Genomic DNA, 21,054 nt, shown 5'->3' with positions numbered 1-21,054 from the left:
GCCGCGATCCGGCGGCCGGGCCCTTCCAGCTCACCGCCCCCACCTGCGGGTTTCCCAACTCCACGGGCCATTGTCAGTCCCCTGCGGTAGCTTCCGAAGTGCGGGGCGCGAAGACGCGCACGACGTGACGGCCACAGGGGTGGGTGGACGATGACCAACGGCACCATGACGACGGAGCTGGATGCCGCGCTGGAGAAGCACCGGACCGAGCTGACCGGGTACTGCTACCGGATGCTCGGTTCCTCCTTCGAGGCCGAGGACGCGGTGCAGGACACGCTGGTCCGCGCCTGGCGGAGCTACGAGAAGTTCGAGGGCCGCTCCAGTCTCCGGTCCTGGCTCTACCGGATCGCGACCAACGTCTGCCTGGACATGCTGACCGCGGGCAACAAACGGGCCCGCCCGATGGACCTGACGGACTCCACGCCGCTCGCCCAGGCGGCCCTGTCCCCCCGCCCGGACCACACCTGGCTGGAGCCGATGCCGGACGCCCGCGTGCTGCCCTCGACCGCCGACCCGGCCGAGGCCGCCGTCGCCAAGGAGTCCGTGCGGCTCGCCTTCATGGCCGCGCTCCAGCAGCTGCCGCCCAAGCAGCGCGCGGTGCTGATCCTGCGCGAGGTGCTGGCGTGGAAGGCGAGCGAGGTCGCCGAGCTGCTCGGCACGACGGTCGCGTCCGTCAACAGCGCCCTGCAGCGCGCCCGCGCGACCCTGGCCGAGCGGGCGGACCACGGGGACGACGCGGCGGTGTCCGACCCGCTCGACGAGGAGCAGCAGAAGCTCCTGGAGCGGTACGTCGCGGCCTTCGAGGGCTACGACATGACGGCGCTGACGGCGCTGCTGCACGAGGACGCCATCATGACGATGCCGCCGTTCGACCTGTGGCTGTCCGGTCCCTCGGACATCACCGGCTTCATGACGACGCTCGGCGCGGCGTGCGCGAACTCCCGGCTGGTCCCGGTCCAGGCCAACGGACTGCCGGCCTTCGCGCACTACAAGCCGGACGAGGAGGCCGGCGGGTACGCGCCGTGGGCGGTCCAGGTGCTGGAGATCTCAGACGGCCGCATCACCGGGTTCCACTGCTTCCTCGACACCAAGCGGTGGTTCCCGCTGTTCGACCTGCCGCTCCGTCTCGAAGCGGAGGCCGACGAGGTCGAGTAGGGCGTGCAGCCCGGGGTCGGGGTCGCGCAGGCGGATGTGGCCGCCGGCCCGCCGGGCGGTGAGTTCCAGGCGGGCCAGCAGGTCGACGACGGCGAGCCCCGGCGGTCCCAGCCCGCCGACGTCGCAGACGACCACCCCGGCGCGGGTGCTGTCCAGCAGTGCGCGCACCTCGTCGCAGAGCCGGGGTGTCTCCCCTCGGGAGACAGGCCCCGGCAGCACGAGTACGGCGGGTGTCACGGCGTCCACGTGCGGTAGACCCGGCGTCGGCCGGGAACTCATCGGTGCCCGCCATCAGAGATCACATTGACCTGCGCCGCCCTGCCCCCGCAGGGTTTGCTGTATGCCCCACGCATCCGCTCCTCCCGCCATGCCGTCGCAGGTCCGTCCGCTCGGCGGGGAGGTGCCGTGCAGGGGGTGCTGACCGGCTTCGCGGTGATCGCGGCCGTCATCGCCGTCGGCTATGTGCTGGGCCTGCGGGGACACCTCGGTCCCCAGGGCCGCGAGGTCCTGACGAAGCTCGCCTTCCACGTGGCCTCCCCCGCCCTGCTGTTCACCACGCTGGCGACGGCCGACCTGTCCGTGGTCTTCTCCAGCAGGCTGCTGGTGACGGCGCTGTCCACGCTCGCGGTGGCCGGTGTCTTCGTCGCGGTGGGCGTCGTACGGGGCTGGGGCGTGGGCCGTACGACCATCGGCGCCCTGTGCTCCGGCTACGTCAACTCCGGCAACCTCGGCATTCCGATCGCCGTGTACGTACTGGGCGACGCCTCGCTGGTGGCGCCGGTACTGCTGTTCCAGCTGGTGCTGGTGACGCCGGTGGCGGTGACGATCCTCGACCTGGCGGGCGGGGACGGGAAGGACCCGCTGTGGCGGCGGCTGCTGACGCCGCTGCGCAATCCGATAGCGCTGGGCTCGCTCGCCGGGGTCGCGGTCGCCGCGAGCGGTCTGCGCGTACCGGACCCGGTGATGGACCCGGTGACCCTGATCGGCAACATGTCCGTCCCAGCGGTCCTGCTGGCCTTCGGCATCTCCCTGTGCGGCTCCACGATGCCGCTGCGGGGCGTGGAGCGGCGGCCCGTGCTGCTCGCCGTGGCGTTGAAGACGGTGGGGCAGCCCGCGGTGGCCTGGGCGCTGGCGTCCGGAGTCTTCGGCCTGCGGGGCGCGCAACTGCTGGACGTGGTGGTGACGTCGGCGCTGCCCGCGGCGCAGAACCTGTACACGTACGCGTCGACCTACGGCGTGGGCGAGCGGCTGGCGCGGGACGCGATCCTGGTGTCCACGGTGGTCTCGGTGCCGGTGCTGGTGGGGGTGGCGGCGGTGCTGGGGTGAGTCAGCGCCCTCGGCACTCGCTGGTGTGCAGCGTGCATCGGAAGGGCGCCGGCAACACGACGGGGTCGCCGGCTCTCCCCGCGTACAGGACCCGATAGGTCTCGCCGTCGGGCTCGCCGTAGAGCGTGACGGTCGGGCCGCCCGGCGCCAGGCTGTCGATCAGGAGGTACAGCGGGGTGCCTGCCTGGGCGTAGCCCGCGAGCTTGTGGATCCGGTCGTTGGTCGCCGTGGCCGGGGAGACGATCTCCCCGACCAGCTCGGCCCTAGACGCGGGGATCAGTTGCTCGTCTCCCGCGCGCAGGAGTGCCTCCGGCACCACGGCCAGGTCCGGCTCGAAGAGACCGAGTCGGCCGGGCACGGCGAGGGGGAGCCGCTGGTAGACGCCCCAGTCCTCCGGGATGACGTCGCAGAGGCGCCGTTGGACGCGTTCGGTGATGTGGTGGTGCGCGAGGGAGGAGAGGGGAGCCACCGTGACGAGGCCCTCGACGATCTCCACCTTGCAGCCCTTGGGGGCCTCTGTCCGGCGCCAGACCCAGACGATTTCGTCCCACACGCTGTCGGCCAGGATGTAGTCGGCCTCGGATTCCCGCATCCCGTCAGTCAACATGCCGAACGGGACCGGTGGAGGTCCACCGGTCCCGTTCATCCGATCGAGGAATCCGCTGGTCAGGCGATACGTTCCCGCACCACCGGCGAGGCGGTGAAGGCCGTGCCCGCGGGGGCGATGTCGTAGGAGCCCTCCACCGCCGCGAGGGCGTACGCGAAGCGGTCCGGGGTGTCGGTGTGGAGGGTCAGCAGGGGCTGGCCCTCCGTGACCGGGTCGCCGGGCTTGGCGTGGAGTTCGACGCCCGCACCGGCCTGCACCGGGTCCTCCTTGCGGGCGCGGCCCGCGCCCAGGCGCCAGGCGGCGACGCCGATGTCGTAGGCGTCGAGGCGGGTCAGGACGCCGGAGGCACCCGCCTTCACCACGTGCTGCTCCTTCGCCGTGGGCAGGGGGGCGTCCGGGTCGCCGCCCTGGGCCGCGATCATGCGGCGCCAGACGTCCATCGCGGAGCCGTCGGCGAGGGCCTTCGCCGGATCGGCGTCGGGCAGGCCCGCCGCGTCGAGCATCTCGCGGGCCAGGGCGAGGGTCAGCTCGACCACGTCGGAGGGGCCGCCGCCGGCCAGGACCTCGACGGACTCGCGGACCTCCAGGGCGTTGCCCGCGGTGAGGCCGAGGGGCGTCGCCATGTCCGTGAGGAGGGCGACCGTCTTCACGCCGTGGTCGGTGCCGAGGCCGACCATCGTGGAGGCCAGCTCGCGGGCGTCCTCGATGGTCTTCATGAAGGCACCCGAGCCCACCTTCACGTCCAGGACCAGGGAGCCGGTGCCCTCGGCGATCTTCTTGGACATGATGGAGGACGCGATGAGCGGGATCGCCTCGACCGTGCCGGTGACGTCGCGCAGGGCGTACAGCTTCTTGTCGGCGGGGGCGAGGCCGTCGCCGGCCGCGCAGATCACCGCGCCCACCCCGTCCAGGACGTTCAGCATCTCCTCGTTGGACAGGAGCGCGCGCCAGCCGGGGATGGACTCCAGCTTGTCCAGGGTGCCGCCGGTGTGGCCGAGGCCCCGGCCGGAGAGCTGGGGGACGGCCGCGCCGCAGGCGGCGACCAGCGGGGCGAGCGGCAGGGTGATCTTGTCGCCGACGCCGCCCGTGGAGTGCTTGTCGGCGGTCGGGCGGGACAGGGACGAGAAGTCCATGCGCTCGCCGGAGGCGATCATCGCGGCGGTCCAGCGGGCGATCTCGCCGCGGTTCATGCCGTTGAGCAGGATCGCCATCGCGAGCGACGACATCTGCTCGTCGGCCACCTCGCCGCGCGTGTACGCGTCGATGACCCAGTCGATCTGCTCACCGCTGAGTTCGCCGCGGTCCCGCTTGGTGCGGATGACGGAGATGACGTCCATGGCCATGGCTGGCTCTTCCTAACGGGATTACGGGATGTGCGGGAGTTACTTGGTGAGGTGGTCGGGGCCGAAGGCCTGCGGGAGCATCTCCGACAGGGGGACGATCCCCGCCGGGGTCTGCAGCAGCAGCTCCGGGCCGCCGAACTCGTACAGCAGCTGCCGGCAGCGGCCGCACGGGACGAGGATCTCGCCGTGGCCGTCGACGCAGGTGAAGTGCGTCAGCCGGCCGCCGCCGGTGAGCTGGAGCTGGGAGACGAGCCCGCACTCGGCGCACAGGCCGATGCCGTAGCTGGCGTTCTCCACGTTGCAGCCGGTGACGGTGCGGCCGTCGTCGACCAGGGCGGCGGCGCCGACGGGGTACCCGGAGTACGGGGCGTAGGCACGGGCCATCGCCTCGCGGGCCGCCGTGCGCAGCGCGCCCCAGTCGACGTCGGTCACTTCCCCTGCCCCTTCCGGTACTGCATGCCGTTCGCCTTCGGCATCCGCAGGCGCTGCGCGGACAGCGCGAGGACGACGAGCGTGACGACGTACGGCGTGGCGGAGACGACCTGGTTGGGGACGTCGTCGGTGGTGGCGTACCAGGCGAAGACCAGGGCGCCGACGACCAGCGTGATCGCGGCCTTGACGTACTTCTTGCGGATCGCCAGCCAGATGGCGCCGGCGACCAGCAGCAGCGCGCCGAGCAGCAGCAGGGCGTGCACGTTGGCGGAGCCGCCGCGCAGGTTGAGGCTGTCGGTGTAGCCGAAGAGGCCGGCGCCGATGGCGAGGCCGCCGGGCATCCAGTTGCCGAAGATCATCGCCGCGAGGCCGATGTAGCCGCGGCCGCTGGTCTGGCCCTCCAGGTAGAAGGGGTTGGCGACGATGGAGAGGAAGACGCCGCCGAGGCCGGCCAGGCCGCCGGAGATGATCACGGCCAGGTACTTGTACTTGTAGACGTTGACGCCGAGCGACTCGGCGGCGACCGGGTTCTCACCGCAGGAGCGCAGCCGCAGGCCGAACGGGGTGCGCCACAGGATGTACCAGGTGGCCGGGATCAGGGCGACGGCGATCAGGGTCAGCCAGGAGACGTTGGTGACCAGGCCGCCGAGCAGGCCGGCGATGTCCGAGATCAGGAACCAGCCCTTGTCGTTGAGGCTCACCAACCCGTCGGACAGCCCTGGCACCGTGAAGTGGCCGAGGGACTCGACCGGCGGGGACTGCTTGGCCGAGCCGCCCTGGTGGCCCTCGAAGGCGAGCGGGGCGAGGTAGCGGGTGGCGCCGAGGGCGAGGATGTTGATGGCCACGCCGGAGACGATGTGGTTGACGTTGAAGGTGATCGTCACGATGGCGTGCAGCAGGCCGCCGAGGCAGCCGCCGATGATGCCGACGAGGACACCGGTCCACGGGCCCCACTGGAAGCCGGCCCAGGCGCCGAACCAGGTGCCGAGGATCATCATGCCCTCGAGGCCGATGTTGACGACGCCCGCGCGCTCGGCCCACAGACCGCCGAGACCGGCGAGGCCGATCGGCACGGCGAGCTGGAGCGCGGTGGACATCTGGCTGACGTTGGTGATGCCGTCGGCGCCGGTGATCAGGCGGACGATCGAGGTCAGTGCCAGGGCGCCGGCGATGACCAGCATCAGGACGGGCAGCGACAGGCGGCGGCCGGTCGGCGCCGTGGGCTGCAGCGAGGGCTGGTTGACGTCGGTCGCTGTGGTCGGAGCGGTCATCGGCCGGCCACCTCCTTCTTCGAGTTGTCGGTGGCGCCGAGGACGTGACCGGCGGCCAGCTCCGCGCCGACCCGGCGCTGCTGGCGGCGCAGGCCCCACTCGCGGACGGCCTCGTAGGAGACGACGACGGAGAGGACGATCAGACCCTGCATGATGACCGCGATCTCCTTGTCGTAGCCGTGGAAGTCCAGCTCGGGGCTGGCCTTGTCGAGCCAGGCCCACAGCAGGGCGGCGAAGGCGATGCCGACCGGGCTGTTGCGGCCGAGCAGGGCGATGCCGATGCCGAGGAAGCCGATGCCGGTGGGGAAGTTCAGGCTGTACGTGTGGGTGTCGCCGAGCAGGATGGGCAGGCCCGCGAGGCCGGCGAGGCCGCCGGAGATGAGCATCGCGGTGAGCACCATGCGCTTGGGGTCGACGCCGCTGGCCGCCGCGGCGGACTCGGAGGCGCCGGAGGCGCGCAGGTCGAAGCCGAAGCGGGTGCGGTTGAGGGTGACCCAGTAGCCGATGCCGAGCAGCACGGCGAGGATCACCAGGCCGTAGACCTCTCCGGCCGCGCCCATGTCGATGCCGGGGATCCAGCCGGACTCGTGCATCTCGCCGGTGGTGTTGTTGTTGCCGATCTTGACGCCGAAGACGTCCGGCAGCCACAGGTAGCCGATGACGGAGGTGGCGATGGCGTTCAGCATGATCGTCGCGACGACCTCGCTGACGCCCCGGGTCACCTTGAGGACACCGGCGATGCCGGACCAGAAGGCGCCGGTGAGGACGGCGGTCAGCAGGAGCAGCGGGATCTGCAGGGCGGCCGGCAGGTTCGCGTGGGCGCCGACGATCGCGGCCATCATGGCGGCGAGCTGGTACTGGCCGTCGACGCCGATGTTGAAGAGGTTCATCCGGAAGCCGATGGCCACCGCCAGGGCGGCGATGTAGTACATCGACGCCTGGTTGATGATCAGGACCTGGATGTCGGAGAACCCGGCCTGCTCGAACATCAGGGCGAACGGCTCGACCGGGTTCTTGCCCGAGGCGATCAGGACGATCGCGCTCAGCACGAAGGCCACGGCGAGCGCGATGACCGGCCCGGCCACCGCGAGGAGCACGCGCTCCTTGTCGAACTTCTTCATCAGCGGGCCTCGTCTTCCGTACCCGGGCCGTCAGCGGGGGTCTCTTCGTGTTCCAGGTGGCCGGTCGCGGCGCCGGTCATGGCCGAGCCCAGCTCCTCGGGGGTGATGGTGGCCGGGTCGGCGTCCGCGACCAGCCTGCCGTCGTAGATCACCCTGAGGGTGTCGGAGAGGCCGATCAGCTCGTCCAGGTCGGCGGAGATCAGCAGCACGGCGAGTCCCTCGCGGCGCGCCTCGCGGATGTGGTCCCAGATGGCGGCCTGCGCGCCGACGTCCACGCCGCGGGTGGGGTGGGCGGCGATGAGGAAGCGCGGCTTGTGGCTCATCTCGCGGCCGACGATCAGCTTCTGCTGGTTGCCGCCGGACAGGGAGGCGGCGGTGACGTCGATGCCGGGGGTGCGGACGTCGTACGTCTCGACGATGCGGCGGGTGTCCTCCTGGGAGCCCTTCGGGTCCAGCCAGACGCCCTTGCTGTTGGGCTTCTCGGTGACGTGGCCGAGGACGCGGTTCTCCCAGAGGGGGGCCTCCAGGAGCAGGCCGTGGCGGTGGCGGTCCTCGGGGATGTAGCCGACGCCCTGCTCGCGACGCTTGCGGGTGGGCAGCGCGGTGATGTCCTGGTCGAGGAAGCGGATGGTGCCGGAGTCGGCGTGGCGCAGGCCGATGAGGGCGTCGACCAGCTCGGTCTGGCCGTTGCCCTCGACACCGGCGATGCCGAGCACCTCGCCGGCGTGGATGGTGAAGGAGATGTCGTCCAGCAGGGCCTTGCCGCCCAGGGCCGCGAGGCGCAGCGCGTCGACGGTGAGGACCGCGCGGTCGGTGACCGTGGACTCGGCGGTCTCGGGGGTGGGCAGCTCGCTGCCGACCATCAGCTCGGCGAGCTGGCGCGGGGTGGTCTCGGACGGGACGGCGGTGCCGACCGTCGTGCCGCGCCGGATGACGGTGATGTCGTCGGCGACCGAGAGGACCTCGCCCAGCTTGTGGGAGATGAAGATGACGGACAGGCCCTCGGCCTTCAGCTCGCGCAGGTTGTCGAAGAGCGCGTCGACCTCCTGGGGCACGAGGACGGCCGTGGGCTCGTCGAGGATCAGCGTGCGGGCACCCCGGTAGAGGACCTTGAGGATCTCCACGCGCTGGCGGGCGGCGACGCCGAGTTCCTCGACGAGGACGTCGGGGCGCACGCCGAGGCCGTAGCGCTCGGAGATCTCCTTGATCTTGCGGCGGGCCTTGGCGCCGATGCCGTACAGCTTCTCGCTGCCGAGGACCACGTTCTCGAGGACCGTGAGGTTGTCGGCGAGCATGAAGTGCTGGTGGACCATGCCGATGCCGCGGGCGATGGCGTCGGCGGGCGAGGAGAAGCCCACCTTCTCGCCGTCGATCGCGATGGTGCCCTCGTCCGGCTTCTGCATGCCGTAGAGGATCTTCATCAGAGTCGACTTGCCGGCGCCGTTCTCGCCGACGAGGGCGTGGACGGTGCCCTTGCGGACGGTGAGGTGGATGTCGTGGTTGGCCACGACACCGGGGAAACGCTTGGTGATCCCGGCGAGTTCGACGGCGGTCACCGATTCGTTGACCGCCGCTCCGGCCGGAGGGCTGCTGGACGCGTTGATGGCGCACACTCCTGGGGACGGGGGCCGTCTACGCGCGTAGCGCCCCTACGGCATCTCAAAGCGGCGGCGGCACATCGACACGACGGGGTACGAGGAGGACGGCCCGGAGGTGTCCTCCCCGTACCCCGTCGAGCGGTGCGACCGGCGCGGCTGCACGCTGTTCGAGGTGGTGCTCAGCTCTTAGGGGGTGTCGTTTGGATCATGCCGGGGTCGCGGGGTCTGGCACGCACATCTGCGGCGTTGTCGTCGGTTGCCAACGCTCCGCGTTGTCGCCCTCCTCCGCCTTGCAGCTGCACGCACCAGACCCCGCTCGGGTCGGCCACAAGGCGCTGCAGCTCAAAGCCAGCCTGATCCAAACGAAACCCCCTAGCTGCTCTTGACCTTGATCTCGCCGCTGACGATCTTCTCCTTGGCCGTCTTGATGGCTGCCTGGAGCTCGGCGTTGTCCGCGAACTTCGGGTTGGAGTCCGAAAGGCCGACCTCACCGGACTTCAGATCGCCCCGAACGATACCGGTCTCGGGCTTGCCGTCCTCGACCGACTTAGCGAGGTTGTAGACCGCCTTCGCGACGTCCTTGGTCGCCGAAGTCAGGATGCTGTCCTTGTACTTCGCGAGGGCTTCCTGCTTGTACTGGTCGGAGTCGACGCCGATCGCCCACACCTTGTTGGCGGCGGCGGCCTCGATGACACCCTGACCGGACAGGCCGGCCGCCGCGTAGACGACGTCGGCCTTCTTCTCGATCTGGCCCTCGGCGGCGGTCTTGCCCTTGTCGGGGCTGGAGAAGCCGCCCTCCTCGGCCGTCTGCGTCAGGTACTGCGAGACGACCTTGACCTTCGGGTCGGTGTCCTTGACGCCCTGCTCGAAGCCGGCCTGGAACTTGTGGATCAGCGGGATGTCCACGCCGCCCACGAAACCGACCGTCTTGGTCTTGGTGCTCTTGGCGGCGGCGACACCGGCGAGGTAGGAGGCCTGCTCCTCGTTGAAGACGAGGTCGGCCACGTTCTTCGCCTCGATCGTGGCGTCGTCCACGATGCCGAAGGTGGTGTCCGGGTACTTCTCGGCGGCGCTCTTCAGCGCGGCGGCGTACGCGTAGCCGACGCCGACGACCGGGTTGTAGCCCTGCTTGGCCAGGGAGACCAGGCGCTGCTCCTTGTCGGCGTCGGTCTCGCCGTCGGTGGGCTCGACGTCGGCCGTCTTGTAGCCGAACTCGTTCTTCGCCTGCTCCAGGCCCGCGTACGCGGCGTCGTTGAAGGACTGGTCGCCCTTGCCGCCGACGTCGTAGGCGATGGCGAGACCCTTGTCGTCCTTGGACTCCGACGAACCGGAGGAGGTCGAGGTGCCGCCGCAGGCGGAGAGGGCGAGGGCCAGGGAGGCGGTCGCTGCGCCTGCGACCGTGATCCGGGAAATCCGGCGCATGTCTGGTGCTCCTGTCGTACAAGCGCCGGGGACGGTTCGAGTACGGCGCTGGCTTCGCCGCAGATTAACGCGCGTAGACCTGCCTGAAAACCCCTTCTGTCCTTCTTGTTATCCGCCCGTGAGCAAGGAGCCGTGTGCGGGCGGGTGAGGCTTGCCGGACGCAAACGGAGGGTGGCGGAGGGTGACGCCGGCGCGGCCCCGCCGGGGCATGCCGAAGCGGGCGGGCCCCCTGGGCGCCCGCCCGCTTCGCGGAGTCCGTCCCGCCGGGGCTACTCCGTCTTGACCTTGATGGAGCCGGCGATGATGCCCTCCTTGGCCTCGGCCACGGCGTCCGTCAGGCCGGGGATCCCGGCGTACTTCGGGTTGGCGTCCGACAGGCCCACCCCGTCGGACTTCAGGTCGAAGGTCTGGGTGCCGCTCAGCGGCTTGCCGTCCTCGACCGACTTGGCCAGCGCGTACACCGCGCCGTTGATGTCCTTCAGGGCGGAGGTGAGGATGTGGTCCTTGTACTTCGCGAGGGCTTCCTGCTTGTACTGGTCGGAGTCGACGCCGATCGCCCAGACCTTGGCCTTCGCGGCGGCCTCGATCACGCCCTGCCCGGACAGGCCGGCCGCCTGGTAGACGACGTCGGCCTTCTTCTCGATCTGGCCCTCGGCGGCGGCCCGGCCCTTGTCCGGGCTGGAGAAGCCGCCCTCCTCGGCCGTCTGCGTCAGGTACTGCGAGACCACCTTGACCTTGGGGTCGGTGTCCTGCACGCCCTGCTTGTAGCCGGCCTCGAACTTGTGGATCAGCGGGACGTCCACGCCGCCCACGAAGCCGACCGTCTTGGTCTTGGTGGCCTTGGCCGCGGCCACGCCGGCGAGGTAGGAGGCCTCGTTCTCGGCGAAGACGAGGGACGCGACGTTCTTGCCCTCGACCACGGAGTCCACGATGCCGAACGTGGTGTCCGGGTACTTCTCGGCGATGGCCTTCATCGCGGGGCCGTAGGCGAAGCCGACGCCGATGACCGGGTTGTAGCCCTGCTTGGCCAGCGAGGCCAGGCGCTGCTCCTTGTCCGCGTCGGTCTCGCCCTCGGTGGGCTCGATGTCGGCGGTCTTGTAGCCGAACTCCTTCTGGGCCCGCTCCAGACCCGCGTACGCGGCGTCGTTGAAGGACTGGTCGCCCTTGCCGCCGATGTCGTACGCGATGGCGAGGCCCTTGTCGTCCTTGGTGCCCGCCTCACCGCTGTCGCTCTCGCCGCTGGTGCCGCCGCAGGCCGTGGCGGCGAGTGCGAGCGACGCGACCCCCACCGCGGCGCGGGTCAGTCTCGATGTCCGACGCATCTGAAGTTCCCCATTCTCCAAAGCCCCGCAGCGGGCGCTCGGTTCGGCGCAGATTAACGCGCGTAGAAACTCCTGGGAACGGGGTTCCCCGGGGCCGTTACCCATTCGTGCCGCTGGCCGGTTACGGGCTTGTGAACCACCGGATCGAACGGGAGCGAATGGGGTGCCCGGGGCGCGCCGCGCGACCTCGTGCGCTTGTGCATCAGGCTGCCTCCGGCCCGCCGCGGACGCAACCGCGACGGGCGGGCGGGCTCCGGGACCGCTACACCGCGTCGATCAGCGCCGCCGCGGTGAACATCTCCACACCGACGGTGATGGCGTGCTCGTCCACGTCGAAGTCGCCCTGGTGCAGGTCGCGGATGACGCGCTCGCCGGGCGGGCGGACACCGAGGCGGGCCATCGCGCCGGGCACCTGCTCCAGGTACCAGGAGAAGTCCTCGCCGCCGAGGCTCTGCTCGGTGGTCTCCACGGAGTCCGTGCCGCGCCGGGCGACCATGGCGGCCTGGAGCAGTTCGGTGCTGGTCACCTCGTTGACGACCGGGGGCACGCCGCGGACGTAGGTGATCTCGGACTTGGCCCGGTACAGGTTGGCGATCTCGTCGATGGCGCCGACCACGAGGTCGGGCGCCTGCCGCCAGGCGTCGAGGTCGAGGCAGCGCACGGTCCCGGCGAGTTCGGCGTGCTGCGGGATGACGTTCGGGGCGTGGCCGGACTCGATCCGCCCCCAGGTCAGGGCGAGGCCGCTGCGGCTGTCCACGCGCCGGGCGACCAGCGAGGGCACGTCGGTGACCACGCGGGCGGCGGCGGTGACCAGGTCGGTGGTGAGGTGCGGGCGGGCGGTGTGGCCGCCGGGGCCGTTCAGGGCGATCTCCAGCCGGTCACAGGCGGAGGTGATGGGGCCGACCCTGAGGCCGATCCGCCCGGCGTCCACCCGGGGGTCGCAGTGCACGGCCAGGATGCGGCGCACCCCGTCGAGCGCGCCGCCCTCGATGGCGTCGGCGGCGCCGCCGGGCAGCACCTCCTCCGCCGGCTGGAAGACCAGCCGCACGGGCCGGGGCAGCAGGCCCCGCTCGTGCAGCGCGGCGAGCACCAGGCCGGTGCCGAGGACGACGGTGGTGTGCACGTCGTGTCCGCAGGCGTGGGCGCGGTCCGGGACGCTGGAGCGGTACGGGCACTCGCTCTTGGTGTCCGGGATCGGCAGGGCGTCGATGTCGGCCCGCAGGGCGAGCATGCGCGGCCCGCCGGCCCACTGGCCCGAGTCCGTGTTCGTGCCGATGTCGCAGACGAGCCCGGTCCCCACGGGGAGTACCCGCGGCTTCAGGCCGGCCCGCTCGAGCCGTTCCTTGATCGCCGCGGTGGTCCGGAACTCCTGGTTGCCCAGCTCGGGGTGCATGTGCAGGTCGCGGCGGAAGGCGACGAGTTCCGCGCGGAGCGCCTCGGGCAGGGTGCCGGGCAGCAGCGCTTCCCCGGACGGATCGGCCTCGGTCTCTCGGGACATCAGTTGCTTCACCCTCTGAAGGGTAGGACGCCGGGGCGGTCAACTGTCCCACGATCAACAAAAGTTCAGCCCGTTAGGGGAAGAAAAGTTGGCCGCACGGCGCATGGCTCTGAACGGGGGTGGGTACACTCACCCGTCCTTCGGCCTCGGCACCCGACTCCGTTTCCTTGCTCCCCTCACGGATACCACGGTACGGCCGGACCACGCGGGGGCTGTCCACGTGACGGTACCGGCGGCGGCTACGCGGTGCCCGCCACCGCCGACAGCCGGTGCACGTCCCGGGCCGAGCCCGTGACGCCGGAGAGGAAGCCCGGGGCCCGGGGCGAGGCGTGCTGGGTCAGCCAGGCGGGGTCGATGTCGCAGACGGCGACGCGGACCTCGGTGCCGGCCAGGGCGAGCGGGAGGGTGTGGACGACCGTCGACGGAAAACTGAGGATCGTACGGCCGATCGGGCCACGGCGGGCGATCAGCTCCAGCGGGAGGTCCGGGCGGACGATCTCCAGGCCGGTCTCCACCGCCAGCCGGTGGAGCTTGACGGTGCTCTCGCGGCGGTGGGCGAAGTAGCGGGTCGCGCCGTGGGCCTTCGCCAGGCCGCGTACGGCGTCCAGGTAGCGGTCGCCGTCGACCACGCCGGTCTCCACCAGGGAGGTGCCGACCATGTCGGCGCCCTTGGTGATGCGGGGCGGGCCGAAGCGGGCGCGGGTCCAGGCGAAGTCGTTGACGGTGACGGTGACGCCGTCCGGGGTGTCCTCGATGGGCATGGAGGAGAACACCTCCACGCGGCGGCCCCGGGCCGGGGTCAGGCGGCGGCGCGCGGACCCGGAGACCGGGGCGAAGAGCAGGTCGCGCGGGCCGGGGCGGCTGCCCTTGCGGTGCCAGCGCACCAGGCGTTCGCCGTGGGCCAGCTGGGCGACGAACTCCATCGTGGCCGTGCCGTCGTCGACGACGACCAGGTCGCGGGCGCGGGTGATGGTGAGGAGCAGTTGTACGTAGCGGGAGAACGGGTCGCCCATGACGACCCGGTCCGCGTGGCGCAGGGCGCCGGTCAGGCCGCCCACCGTGCGGAAGGGCGCCGTGGCACCACCCCGGGCCTCCTCCCAGCGGACCTCGTGGCCCTCCCGCCGGGCCAGTTCCGCCATGCGGCGCAGCTGGCCCCGGGTCATCGGATCGACCGGGGACAGGACCACGAGGGTGAGCTCCGCGCCGGGAGCGCGGGTGTGCGCCCACTCCAGCACGTTCAGCAGTTGTACCGGGCTCTCGACGAAGGCGAGAGTGCGGGGGCCGGCGTTCCCGGCGCGGGGGCTCATCGGTGTGGGACCGTCCCGTGGTGGGGGTGGGGTGGGGGTGTCGGGCCGGGTGTCAGACGGTGACCGGCTCGCCCGCGGCGTCGGCGATCTCCGCCTCGGCGACGACACCGGGGACGCGGCGCAGCTTCTTCATGGGGCCCAGCTCGGACTCGTAGACCTTCTTGACGCCGTCGCCGAGGGAGGCCTCGATGGTGCGGATGTCGCGGACCAGGCGGGTCAGGCCCTGCGGCTCGACCGAGGCGGCCTGGTCGGAGCCCCACATGGCGCGGTCGAGGGTGATGTGGCGCTCGACGAAGGTGGCGCCGAGGGCGACGGCGGCCAGCGTGGTCTGCAGGCCGGTCTCGTGGCCGGAGTAGCCGATCGGGACGTTCGGGAACTCCTGCTGGAGGGTGTTGATGACGCGGAGGTTCAGCTCCTCGGCCTGCGCCGGGTAGGTCGACGTGGCGTGGCACATGAGGATGTTGTCGCTGCCCAGGACCTCGACCGCGTGGCGGATCTGCTTCGGGGTCGACATGCCGGTGGAGAGGATGATCGTGCGGCCGGTGGCGCGCAGGGCGCGCAGCAGCTCGTCGTCGGTCAGCGAGGCGGAGGCGACCTTGTGGGCGGGGACGTCGAACTTCTCCAGGAAGGCGACGGCCTCGGTGTCCCACGGGGAGGCGAACCAGTCGATGTTCTTGCTCTTGCAGTACTCGTCGATCTGGCGGTACTCGTCCTCGCCGAACTCCACGCGGTGGCGGTAGTCGATGTACGTCATCCGGCCCCAGGGCGTGTCGCGCTCGATGTCCCACTGGTCGCGCGGGGTGCAGATCTCGGGCGTGCGCTTCTGGAACTTGACGGCGTCGCAGCCGGCCTCGGCGGCGGCGTCGATGAGCTTGAAGGCGTTCTCCAGCTCACCGTTGTGGTTGATGCCGATCTCGCCGGTGATGTAGACGGGGCGGCCGGGGCCGGCCTCGCGGGTGCCGAAGGTGCGGATGCGGGAGTTGGTGCTCATGTCAGGGGGTTCCTTACTTGGACTGGGTGATCGTGGGGGATTCAAGGGAGTCGAGTACGTCGAGGGAGTCGAGCGCGTCGAGTGAGGGGCCGAGGATCCAGCTCGCGATCTCCCGGATGGCGCCGTCTCCGCCGGCGACGGTGGTGACGGCGCGGGCGGCGCCGCGTACGGCGTCGTGGGCGCTGGCGACCGCCACGGGCCAGCCGACGAGGGCGAAGCACGGGAGGTCGTTGACGTCGTTGCCGACGTAGAGCACGCGCTCGGGCGCGATGCCCTGTTCCTCGCACCACTGCTTGAGGGCGAGGTCCTTGCGGTCGATGCCGTGCAGCACGGGGAGCTTGAGCTTCCGGGCGCGGGCGGCGACGACCGGGTTCTGTTCCGTGGACAGGATGAGCATCGTCAGGCCGCTGCGGCGCAGGGCGGCGATGCCGAGTCCGTCGCCGCGGTGCACGGAGACGAACTCCCGTCCGTCGGAGTCGACCAGCACCCGGTCGTCGGTCTGGGTGCCGTCGAAGTCGAGGACCACCGCGTCGATGTCGGCGGCGGTGGGCAGGGCGCCGGGCCGGGCAGCGTCGAAGAGGGGCGCCAGGGCGCGGGCACGGGCCAGGTCGTGCGGGTCGTCGATCTCCAGGACGCGGGCCGGGTCGGTGCGGACCAGTTCGGTGCGGCCGAAGAAGCGGTGCCGGTGCTCGCGGAAGCCGGGGGCGGCCATGGCGTAGGCGGCGCCGGTCTCCAGGAGGTCCTGGGGGCGGTCCTGGCGGCGGGGGCGGTACGACTTGTCGTGGTTGACGCCGTAGCCGCCGTCCGCTCCGGTGCGGTCCGCGTCGTCCGCGCCGTCGCGCCACACGAAGCCGTGGAACGGCGCGACGGTCACCGCGGTGTCGGCGCCGCCCTCGGCGACCGCGCCGGCCACGCCGTCGATGTCCTCGCGGGCGATGAAGGGGCTGGTGCACTGCACGAGCAGCACCACGTCGACGGCGGCGCCGTGCAGGGCCTCGTGGGCGTCCATGGCGTGCAGGACGGCGGCCTCGGAGGTGGCCGTGTCGCCGGCGATGGCGGCGGGCCGCAGCACGACCTCGGCGCCGGCCTGGCGGGCCGCGGCGGCGATGGCCTGGTCGTCCGTGGAGACCACGACGTCCGTGACCAGCCGGGTGGCCCGGCACTCGCGCACCGCGCGGGCCACCAGGGGGACGCCGCCGACGGGGGCGAGGTTCTTCGCGGGCACGCCCTTGGAGCCGCCGCGCGCGGGGATCACCGCGAGCACCCGGCGCACCGAGGCGCCCTGACCCGCTTCCGGGGTGGACATGGGTTCTGCTCCTTGGGCTGGGGTGGCGGGGGGCGCGGGAGTGGCGGGGGGCGCGGGGGTGGTGGTCGCGGAGGCCGGGGTGGGTCCGCCGGGTCCGGAGGCCGGGGCGGGCGCGGAGGCCGGGGCGGGTGCGTTGGTCCCGGAGGCCAGGGCGCCGGGCGCCGAGGCCAGGGCGCTCGCGCGGGTCTCGGAAGTCGAGGTGCTCTCACAGGACCCGGCAGCCGGGGCGCTCGCGCTGGTCTCGGAGGCCGGGGTGGGTCCGCCGGGTCCGGAGGCCGGGGCGGTGGGCGGCGGGGTCGGGGTCGGGGCGGAGGTGCTCCGTATCGGGGTGGTCACAGCTCCCCCATCCGGCGGATCACCGGGGCGACGCGCTGGACGCCGTGGCGGTAGGCGCCGCGGGCCGCGCGGCGGACCACCTGGCGGACCGGGCCCGGGGCCTTGTCGGCGGCCGGTGCGCCGGGCAGGGGCGTGCCGTCGGGGGCGAGGTGGTGGCGGGCGAGGATGCCGGGGAGGTAGCCGGGGGCGGTGACGGGCGTGTAGTACGGGGCGAGCGGGGGCAGGCCGCCGGGCCGGCCGAGCAGTCCGGCGATGCGCTCCCGGGCCTCGTCGAAGGCGGTCTCGTACGCGCCCCCCTCGGCCGCGACGCCCTGCCGGGCGACCCAGTCGGGGTCGGGTGCCGGGCGGTGGCCCTCGTCGAGCTGGTCCCAGGAGGCGAGGCAGCCGGAGCCGACGAAGTGGTGGTTGCCGAGCGCCTCGCGCACGCCCAGGTCGGTGAGGACGACCGTGGGGATGCGGCGGTGCAGGGACTCCAGGGCCGCCGTGGAGCTGACGGTGACCAGCAGGTCGGTGCGGTCGAGGACCTCGCCCATGTGCCCGTAGACCAGGCGGAAGTTGGGCGGCGGGTCGGCCCGCTGCACCAGCTTCTGGTAGGGCAGTTCCTCGATGTGCGTGGTGTGTTCGCCGGGCTTGGAGCGCAGCTTGAGCAGCACCTCGCGCTCCGGGTGCCGGCGGGCGTGCCGGATCAGGCGTTCGAGGAGGTACGTGCGGTCCCTGCGGTTGTCCGGCACGGAGGGCTGGGCGGCGAAGACGACCGTGTACGGCTCGTGTTCGCCGGTGTAGGCGGCCCCGCCCAGGAAGGGCAGCGCGACCTCGGTCACCCCGATGGCGTCGGCGCCGACCCCCTCGTACACGGCCCGGAAACGGTCCGCGTCCTGGCGGGAGTTGGCGAGGACCAGGTCGGCGCCGTGGCGCAGCAGCAGGCCGTCGGCGAGCTTCTCGTAGACGACGCCGACGTAGCCGGTGACGACCACGGGCCGGTCGGCGCGCTCCCGCCAGACCCGCCCGAGGCCGTGCAGCATCGCCTGGACGCCGCCGCCGACCAGGGCGAGGACGAGGACGTCGTAGGACTCCTCCCCCGTCGCGTCGTCCATGGCGCGCAGGAACTCGACGGCGGTCACCTCGCGGAGCGAGTGGGCGGTGACGCCGACTTCCCGCAGCTGGCGGGCGGTGGGGGTGGCTCGGCCGCGCAGGAGGTAGCCGTCCAGGTGGATGTCCGTGTTCTCCGGGGACCCGGGGGAGATGCGGCTCGCGGTGAGCGCGCCCCATTTCCACCGGGTGTCGGAGTCCGCCAGGACGGCGACTCGCAGGGCCTTCGTTGCACTTGCTGGCACGCCGTAGACGCTAGGAAGCCATTTCTAGGAACCGCCCAACCGGAATCCAACAAAGGGTGAACAGCACATCGCCGAATGGGGAATCGGCTCGTCCGGCGCCCGGAAAAATGTTCGCTTCACCGCTTCGCCACGCCGCGTTCACCCGGTATCAAGGCGCAGGTAAAGCCGAATGACGGGACGCCGCATAACGTCGCTCACGTGCCCAAGCTCTCCGTCATCGTGCCGTTCTACAACGTGCGGCAATACACACCAGACACCCTGCGGAGTCTCCGCGCCAACGCGCGGGACGACGTCGAATTCATTCTCGTCGACGACTGCTCCACCGACGGGACCGCGGACCTCCTCGCGCGCGCCGAGCGCGAGCTGCCGGGGGCGGTGCTGGTCATACACGAGAAGAACGGTGGCCTGGCGACCGCCCGCAACACCGGCATCGACCGGGCGCGCGGCGAGTACCTCACCTTCCTGGACGGCGACGACTGGCTGGCGCCCGGCCACTACGAGCGGCTGGTGGCGGCGATCGAGCGCCTGGGCGTGGACTTCGTACGCACCGACCACGTGCAGTGCACGGGACGCAACCGCACCCTGCACCGGGTGCCGCACGGCCGCCGCAACGTGGCGCTGCGTCCGCGCGACGCGATCCTGCCCGCCCACCGCACCACCTCCGTCGACTACGCCTACGCGTGGGCGGGGATCTACCACCGCCGGCTGGCCGAGCGCGGTCTGCTGCACTTCACCGACGGGCTGCGCACCGCCGAGGACCGGCCGTGGATCTGGAAGCTGCACCGGGAGGCGGAGTCCTTCGCGGTGACCGGGCTGCTCGGGGTGTTCTACCGGCGGGGGGTGGCGTCCTCGCTCACCCAGATCGGGGACGTCCGCCAGCTCGACTTCATCCGCGCCTTCGACGAGGTCCTCGCGGGGGCGGCCGGGGACCCGGACGCCGCGCGGCTGGTGCCGAAGGCGGTGCGCACGTACTGCGCGATCATCTCCCACCACCTCGGTTCCATCGAGCGGTTCGAGCCCGCCGTGGCCCGGATACTGCGGGCGAGGAGCGCGGCGGCGCTGCGGCGGATGCCGCAGGAGGCGCTGGAGGAGGTGCTCGGCTCGATGGACGCCGAGCGCGCCGTGCGGCTGCGGCGGCTGCGACGCCGCGCGGCCGCCGCGGGACGGCTGGACGAGGGGGCGGCGGCATGACCACGCAGATCTTCCTGGCGTCGACGCTGTACGGCACGGCCACGCTGGCCGCGGCCCTGGACAGCGGCTGCTTCGACGCGGCCGACCGGCGGATCCTGCTGGTCGCCAACAACGCGGCGACGCCGGAGACGACGCCGTCGCTGGACGCGATGCCCGGGTTCGAGCGGCTGCGGGGCCGGTTCGACGACGTGGTGTCGTGGAACGAGACGATCGCCCCGTTCCACCCCGGTGGCTGGTCGCCCCGGACGGAGGACGTACCCCTGTGGGAGCGGCACCTGCGGCTGGCCTGGGGGCTCGGTGAGGACGACGTGGCGCTGGCCGTGGAGTCCATCCAGGTGCACCCGGCGCTCGGCGTGGCGCAGATCTTCACCGACGCGCCGCTGACCGTCTACGCGGACGGCCTGATGAGCTACGGGCCCACCCGCACCAAGCTCGCCCCGCTGGTCGGCACGCGCGTGGAGCGGCTGCTCCACCTCGACCTGGTGCCGGGGCTCACGCCGCTGCTGCTCACCGAGTTCGGTGTCGGGCCCGAGATCGTGCCGACGCCGGCGTTCACCAAGGTGCTCGCGGAACTGGCGGACACCGGTACCGGGCTGCCGGACGTGGAGCGGCCCGCGGTGCTGCTCGGCCAGTACCTGTCGGCGCTCGGCATCCTCTCCGCCGAGGAGGAGGAGGCCCTGCACGTGCGGATGCTGACCGGCGTCGCCGCGCTCGGGCACACGCGCGTGGTGTTCAAGGCGCACCCCACCGCGCCGGCCCGCTGGACCCGCGTACTGGAGGAGGAGGCCCTCAGGCTCGGGGTCGACCTCACCGTGGTGGAGACGCCGGTCCTCGCCGAGGTGCTGTACCAGCGGACACGTCCGGCGCTGGTCGTCGGCTGCTTCTCCACGGCGCTGCTCACCGCGTCCGCGCTGTACGGCCTGCCGGTCGCCCGGGTCGGCACCGAGACGCTGCTGGACCGGCTGACGCCGTACGAGAACAGCAACCGCGTCCCCGCGACCCTGGTGGACGCGCTCCTCCCGGACCTGGCCGACGCCGCCGCGGTCGCCGGGGGGCGGCCGGACGTGGACGCCGGCGCGCTCGCCGCGCTGGTGCGGACGGTCGGGTTCGCGATGCAGCCGAAGGTGCTGCCCGAGCTGCGTCCGGTGGCCGAGGAGTACCTGCGCGGGCACCTGGACGCGCGCACCTGGCGGTACTTCAAGAAGCGGCGGCTCACCTCGCTGGGCCTGCCGGGCGGTATCCCGGCCCGCCTCGGCTTCCTGCCGCACAACTCCACGGCCCGCAAGGTGGTACGCCGGGCCCGGGCCATCCGGCGCTCGATGGGGCGGTGAGCGGGGGCGGCGGGCGCGGGCGCGGCGGGCGCGGGCGCGGCGGGCGCGGGCGCGGGCGGTAAGGCCAGGGCGGGCGGCGGCGGGGCGAGCCGGTGGCCCGAACCACCGACCCCGGCACCCCGGCACCCGGCACCCGGCACCCGGCACCCGGCACCCGGCACCC

General features: G+C 72.1%; 18 protein-coding genes. 4 read left to right on the top strand and 14 right to left on the bottom strand.

Annotation, left to right across the window (positions count from 1 at the left end; translation table 11 throughout):
- Positions 1–150 precede the first annotated feature (150 nt).
- Entirely contained in the window at positions 151–1,155 is a 1,005-nt protein-coding gene (locus tag ACFIF2_RS10075) for a sigma-70 family RNA polymerase sigma factor (RefSeq protein ID WP_395572188.1), read from the top strand.
- Here ACFIF2_RS10075 and ACFIF2_RS10070 read toward each other — a convergent pair.
- The gene (locus ACFIF2_RS10070; protein ID WP_395572187.1) at positions 1,048–1,434 is read right to left on the bottom strand and encodes an STAS domain-containing protein; all 387 of its coding nucleotides are present in this window, start codon (positions 1,432–1,434) and stop codon (positions 1,048–1,050) included. The genes ACFIF2_RS10075 and ACFIF2_RS10070 overlap by 108 nt on opposite strands.
- Positions 1,435–1,560: 126 nt before the next feature.
- Between ACFIF2_RS10070 and ACFIF2_RS10065 the strand changes: the two genes are divergently transcribed.
- Positions 1,561–2,481 (top strand): AEC family transporter, encoded by a 921-nt coding sequence (locus ACFIF2_RS10065; protein ID WP_395572186.1) that lies wholly within the window; start codon positions 1,561–1,563, stop codon positions 2,479–2,481.
- A gap of 1 nt (position 2,482) precedes the next feature.
- On the opposite strand, the gene ACFIF2_RS10060 is transcribed toward ACFIF2_RS10065, so the two are convergent.
- The 13 genes from ACFIF2_RS10060 to ACFIF2_RS10000 all read right to left on the bottom strand — a co-directional run bounded on the left by ACFIF2_RS10060 (position 2,483) and on the right by ACFIF2_RS10000 (position 18,369).
- On the bottom strand, positions 2,483–3,073 hold the full coding sequence (locus ACFIF2_RS10060; protein ID WP_395572185.1) for a Uma2 family endonuclease: 591 nt from the start codon (positions 3,071–3,073) through the stop codon (positions 2,483–2,485).
- A gap of 74 nt (positions 3,074–3,147) precedes the next feature.
- The gene (locus tag ACFIF2_RS10055) at positions 3,148–4,431 is read right to left on the bottom strand and encodes a thymidine phosphorylase (protein ID WP_395572184.1); all 1,284 of its coding nucleotides are present in this window, start codon (positions 4,429–4,431) and stop codon (positions 3,148–3,150) included.
- A gap of 39 nt (positions 4,432–4,470) precedes the next feature.
- The gene (locus ACFIF2_RS10050; protein ID WP_395572183.1) at positions 4,471–4,863 is read right to left on the bottom strand and encodes a cytidine deaminase; all 393 of its coding nucleotides are present in this window, start codon (positions 4,861–4,863) and stop codon (positions 4,471–4,473) included.
- Positions 4,860–6,134: an ABC transporter permease gene (locus tag ACFIF2_RS10045; RefSeq protein WP_395572182.1), complete on the bottom strand. Its 1,275-nt coding sequence runs from the start codon at positions 6,132–6,134 to the stop codon at positions 4,860–4,862. Before ACFIF2_RS10045 ends, ACFIF2_RS10050 begins: the two co-directional genes overlap by 4 nt.
- The gene (locus ACFIF2_RS10040; protein WP_395572181.1) at positions 6,131–7,255 is read right to left on the bottom strand and encodes an ABC transporter permease; all 1,125 of its coding nucleotides are present in this window, start codon (positions 7,253–7,255) and stop codon (positions 6,131–6,133) included. The genes ACFIF2_RS10045 and ACFIF2_RS10040 overlap by 4 nt, the downstream gene beginning before the upstream one ends.
- Positions 7,255–8,811 (bottom strand): ABC transporter ATP-binding protein, encoded by a 1,557-nt coding sequence (locus ACFIF2_RS10035; protein WP_395572180.1) that lies wholly within the window; start codon positions 8,809–8,811, stop codon positions 7,255–7,257. The genes ACFIF2_RS10040 and ACFIF2_RS10035 overlap by 1 nt, the downstream gene beginning before the upstream one ends.
- Before the next feature lie 414 nt (positions 8,812–9,225).
- Positions 9,226–10,275, bottom strand: a complete 1,050-nt coding sequence (locus ACFIF2_RS10030; protein WP_395572179.1) for a BMP family protein — start codon at positions 10,273–10,275, stop codon at positions 9,226–9,228.
- A 269-nt stretch (positions 10,276–10,544) separates the two neighbouring features.
- Positions 10,545–11,597: a BMP family protein gene (locus ACFIF2_RS10025; protein WP_395572178.1), complete on the bottom strand. Its 1,053-nt coding sequence runs from the start codon at positions 11,595–11,597 to the stop codon at positions 10,545–10,547.
- A gap of 262 nt (positions 11,598–11,859) precedes the next feature.
- Entirely contained in the window at positions 11,860–13,095 is a 1,236-nt protein-coding gene (locus tag ACFIF2_RS10020; protein WP_395572214.1) for a M20 family metallopeptidase, read from the bottom strand.
- Positions 13,096–13,334: 239 nt separating this feature from the next.
- Positions 13,335–14,402 carry a hypothetical protein gene (locus tag ACFIF2_RS10015; protein ID WP_395572177.1) on the bottom strand — a complete coding sequence of 356 codons (1,068 nt, stop codon included), beginning with the start codon at positions 14,400–14,402 and terminating at the stop codon, positions 13,335–13,337.
- A 52-nt stretch (positions 14,403–14,454) separates the two neighbouring features.
- Positions 14,455–15,393: an N-acetylneuraminate synthase family protein gene (locus ACFIF2_RS10010; protein WP_395572176.1), complete on the bottom strand. Its 939-nt coding sequence runs from the start codon at positions 15,391–15,393 to the stop codon at positions 14,455–14,457.
- Between the two features lie 13 nt (positions 15,394–15,406).
- Positions 15,407–16,699, bottom strand: coding sequence for a cytidylyltransferase domain-containing protein (locus ACFIF2_RS10005; RefSeq protein WP_395572175.1), 1,293 nt, complete (start codon positions 16,697–16,699; stop codon positions 15,407–15,409).
- A gap of 332 nt (positions 16,700–17,031) precedes the next feature.
- Positions 17,032–18,369 (bottom strand): DUF6716 putative glycosyltransferase, encoded by a 1,338-nt coding sequence (locus ACFIF2_RS10000; RefSeq protein WP_395572174.1) that lies wholly within the window; start codon positions 18,367–18,369, stop codon positions 17,032–17,034.
- Positions 18,370–18,567: 198 nt separating this feature from the next.
- On the opposite strand from ACFIF2_RS10000, the gene ACFIF2_RS09995 reads away from it, so the two are divergent.
- Positions 18,568–19,560, top strand: coding sequence for a glycosyltransferase family 2 protein (locus ACFIF2_RS09995; protein ID WP_395572173.1), 993 nt, complete (start codon positions 18,568–18,570; stop codon positions 19,558–19,560).
- Complete coding sequence (locus ACFIF2_RS09990) at positions 19,557–20,891, top strand: polysialyltransferase family glycosyltransferase (RefSeq protein WP_395572172.1); 1,335 nt, start codon at positions 19,557–19,559, stop codon at positions 20,889–20,891. Before ACFIF2_RS09995 ends, ACFIF2_RS09990 begins: the two co-directional genes overlap by 4 nt.
- Positions 20,892–21,054: the final 163 nt, after the last annotated feature.

This window comes from Streptomyces sp. BK79 (assembly GCF_044142145.1).
Lineage (GTDB): Bacteria > Actinomycetota > Actinomycetes > Streptomycetales > Streptomycetaceae > Streptomyces.
Note: the sequence above shows the minus strand (reverse complement) of the source record. Positions and strands in the feature narration are given on the sequence as shown.

Coding starts and splice junctions, on each gene's coding strand:
- ACFIF2_RS10060 (WP_395572185.1), bottom strand. CDS start 3,073: ATGCGGGAATCCGAGGCCGACTACATCCTGGCCGACAGCGTGTGGGAC.
- ACFIF2_RS10025 (WP_395572178.1), bottom strand. CDS start 11,597: ATGCGTCGGACATCGAGACTGACCCGCGCCGCGGTGGGGGTCGCGTCG.
- ACFIF2_RS10055 (WP_395572184.1), bottom strand. CDS start 4,431: ATGGCCATGGACGTCATCTCCGTCATCCGCACCAAGCGGGACCGCGGC.
- ACFIF2_RS09990 (WP_395572172.1), top strand. CDS start 19,557: ATGACCACGCAGATCTTCCTGGCGTCGACGCTGTACGGCACGGCCACG.
- ACFIF2_RS10070 (WP_395572187.1), bottom strand. CDS start 1,434: ATGAGTTCCCGGCCGACGCCGGGTCTACCGCACGTGGACGCCGTGACA.
- ACFIF2_RS10030 (WP_395572179.1), bottom strand. CDS start 10,275: ATGCGCCGGATTTCCCGGATCACGGTCGCAGGCGCAGCGACCGCCTCC.
- ACFIF2_RS10020 (WP_395572214.1), bottom strand. CDS start 13,095: ATGTCCCGAGAGACCGAGGCCGATCCGTCCGGGGAAGCGCTGCTGCCC.
- ACFIF2_RS10075 (WP_395572188.1), top strand. CDS start 151: ATGACCAACGGCACCATGACGACGGAGCTGGATGCCGCGCTGGAGAAG.
- ACFIF2_RS10040 (WP_395572181.1), bottom strand. CDS start 7,255: ATGAAGAAGTTCGACAAGGAGCGCGTGCTCCTCGCGGTGGCCGGGCCG.
- ACFIF2_RS10010 (WP_395572176.1), bottom strand. CDS start 15,393: ATGAGCACCAACTCCCGCATCCGCACCTTCGGCACCCGCGAGGCCGGC.
- ACFIF2_RS10015 (WP_395572177.1), bottom strand. CDS start 14,402: ATGAGCCCCCGCGCCGGGAACGCCGGCCCCCGCACTCTCGCCTTCGTC.
- ACFIF2_RS10005 (WP_395572175.1), bottom strand. CDS start 16,699: ATGTCCACCCCGGAAGCGGGTCAGGGCGCCTCGGTGCGCCGGGTGCTC.
- ACFIF2_RS10045 (WP_395572182.1), bottom strand. CDS start 6,134: ATGACCGCTCCGACCACAGCGACCGACGTCAACCAGCCCTCGCTGCAG.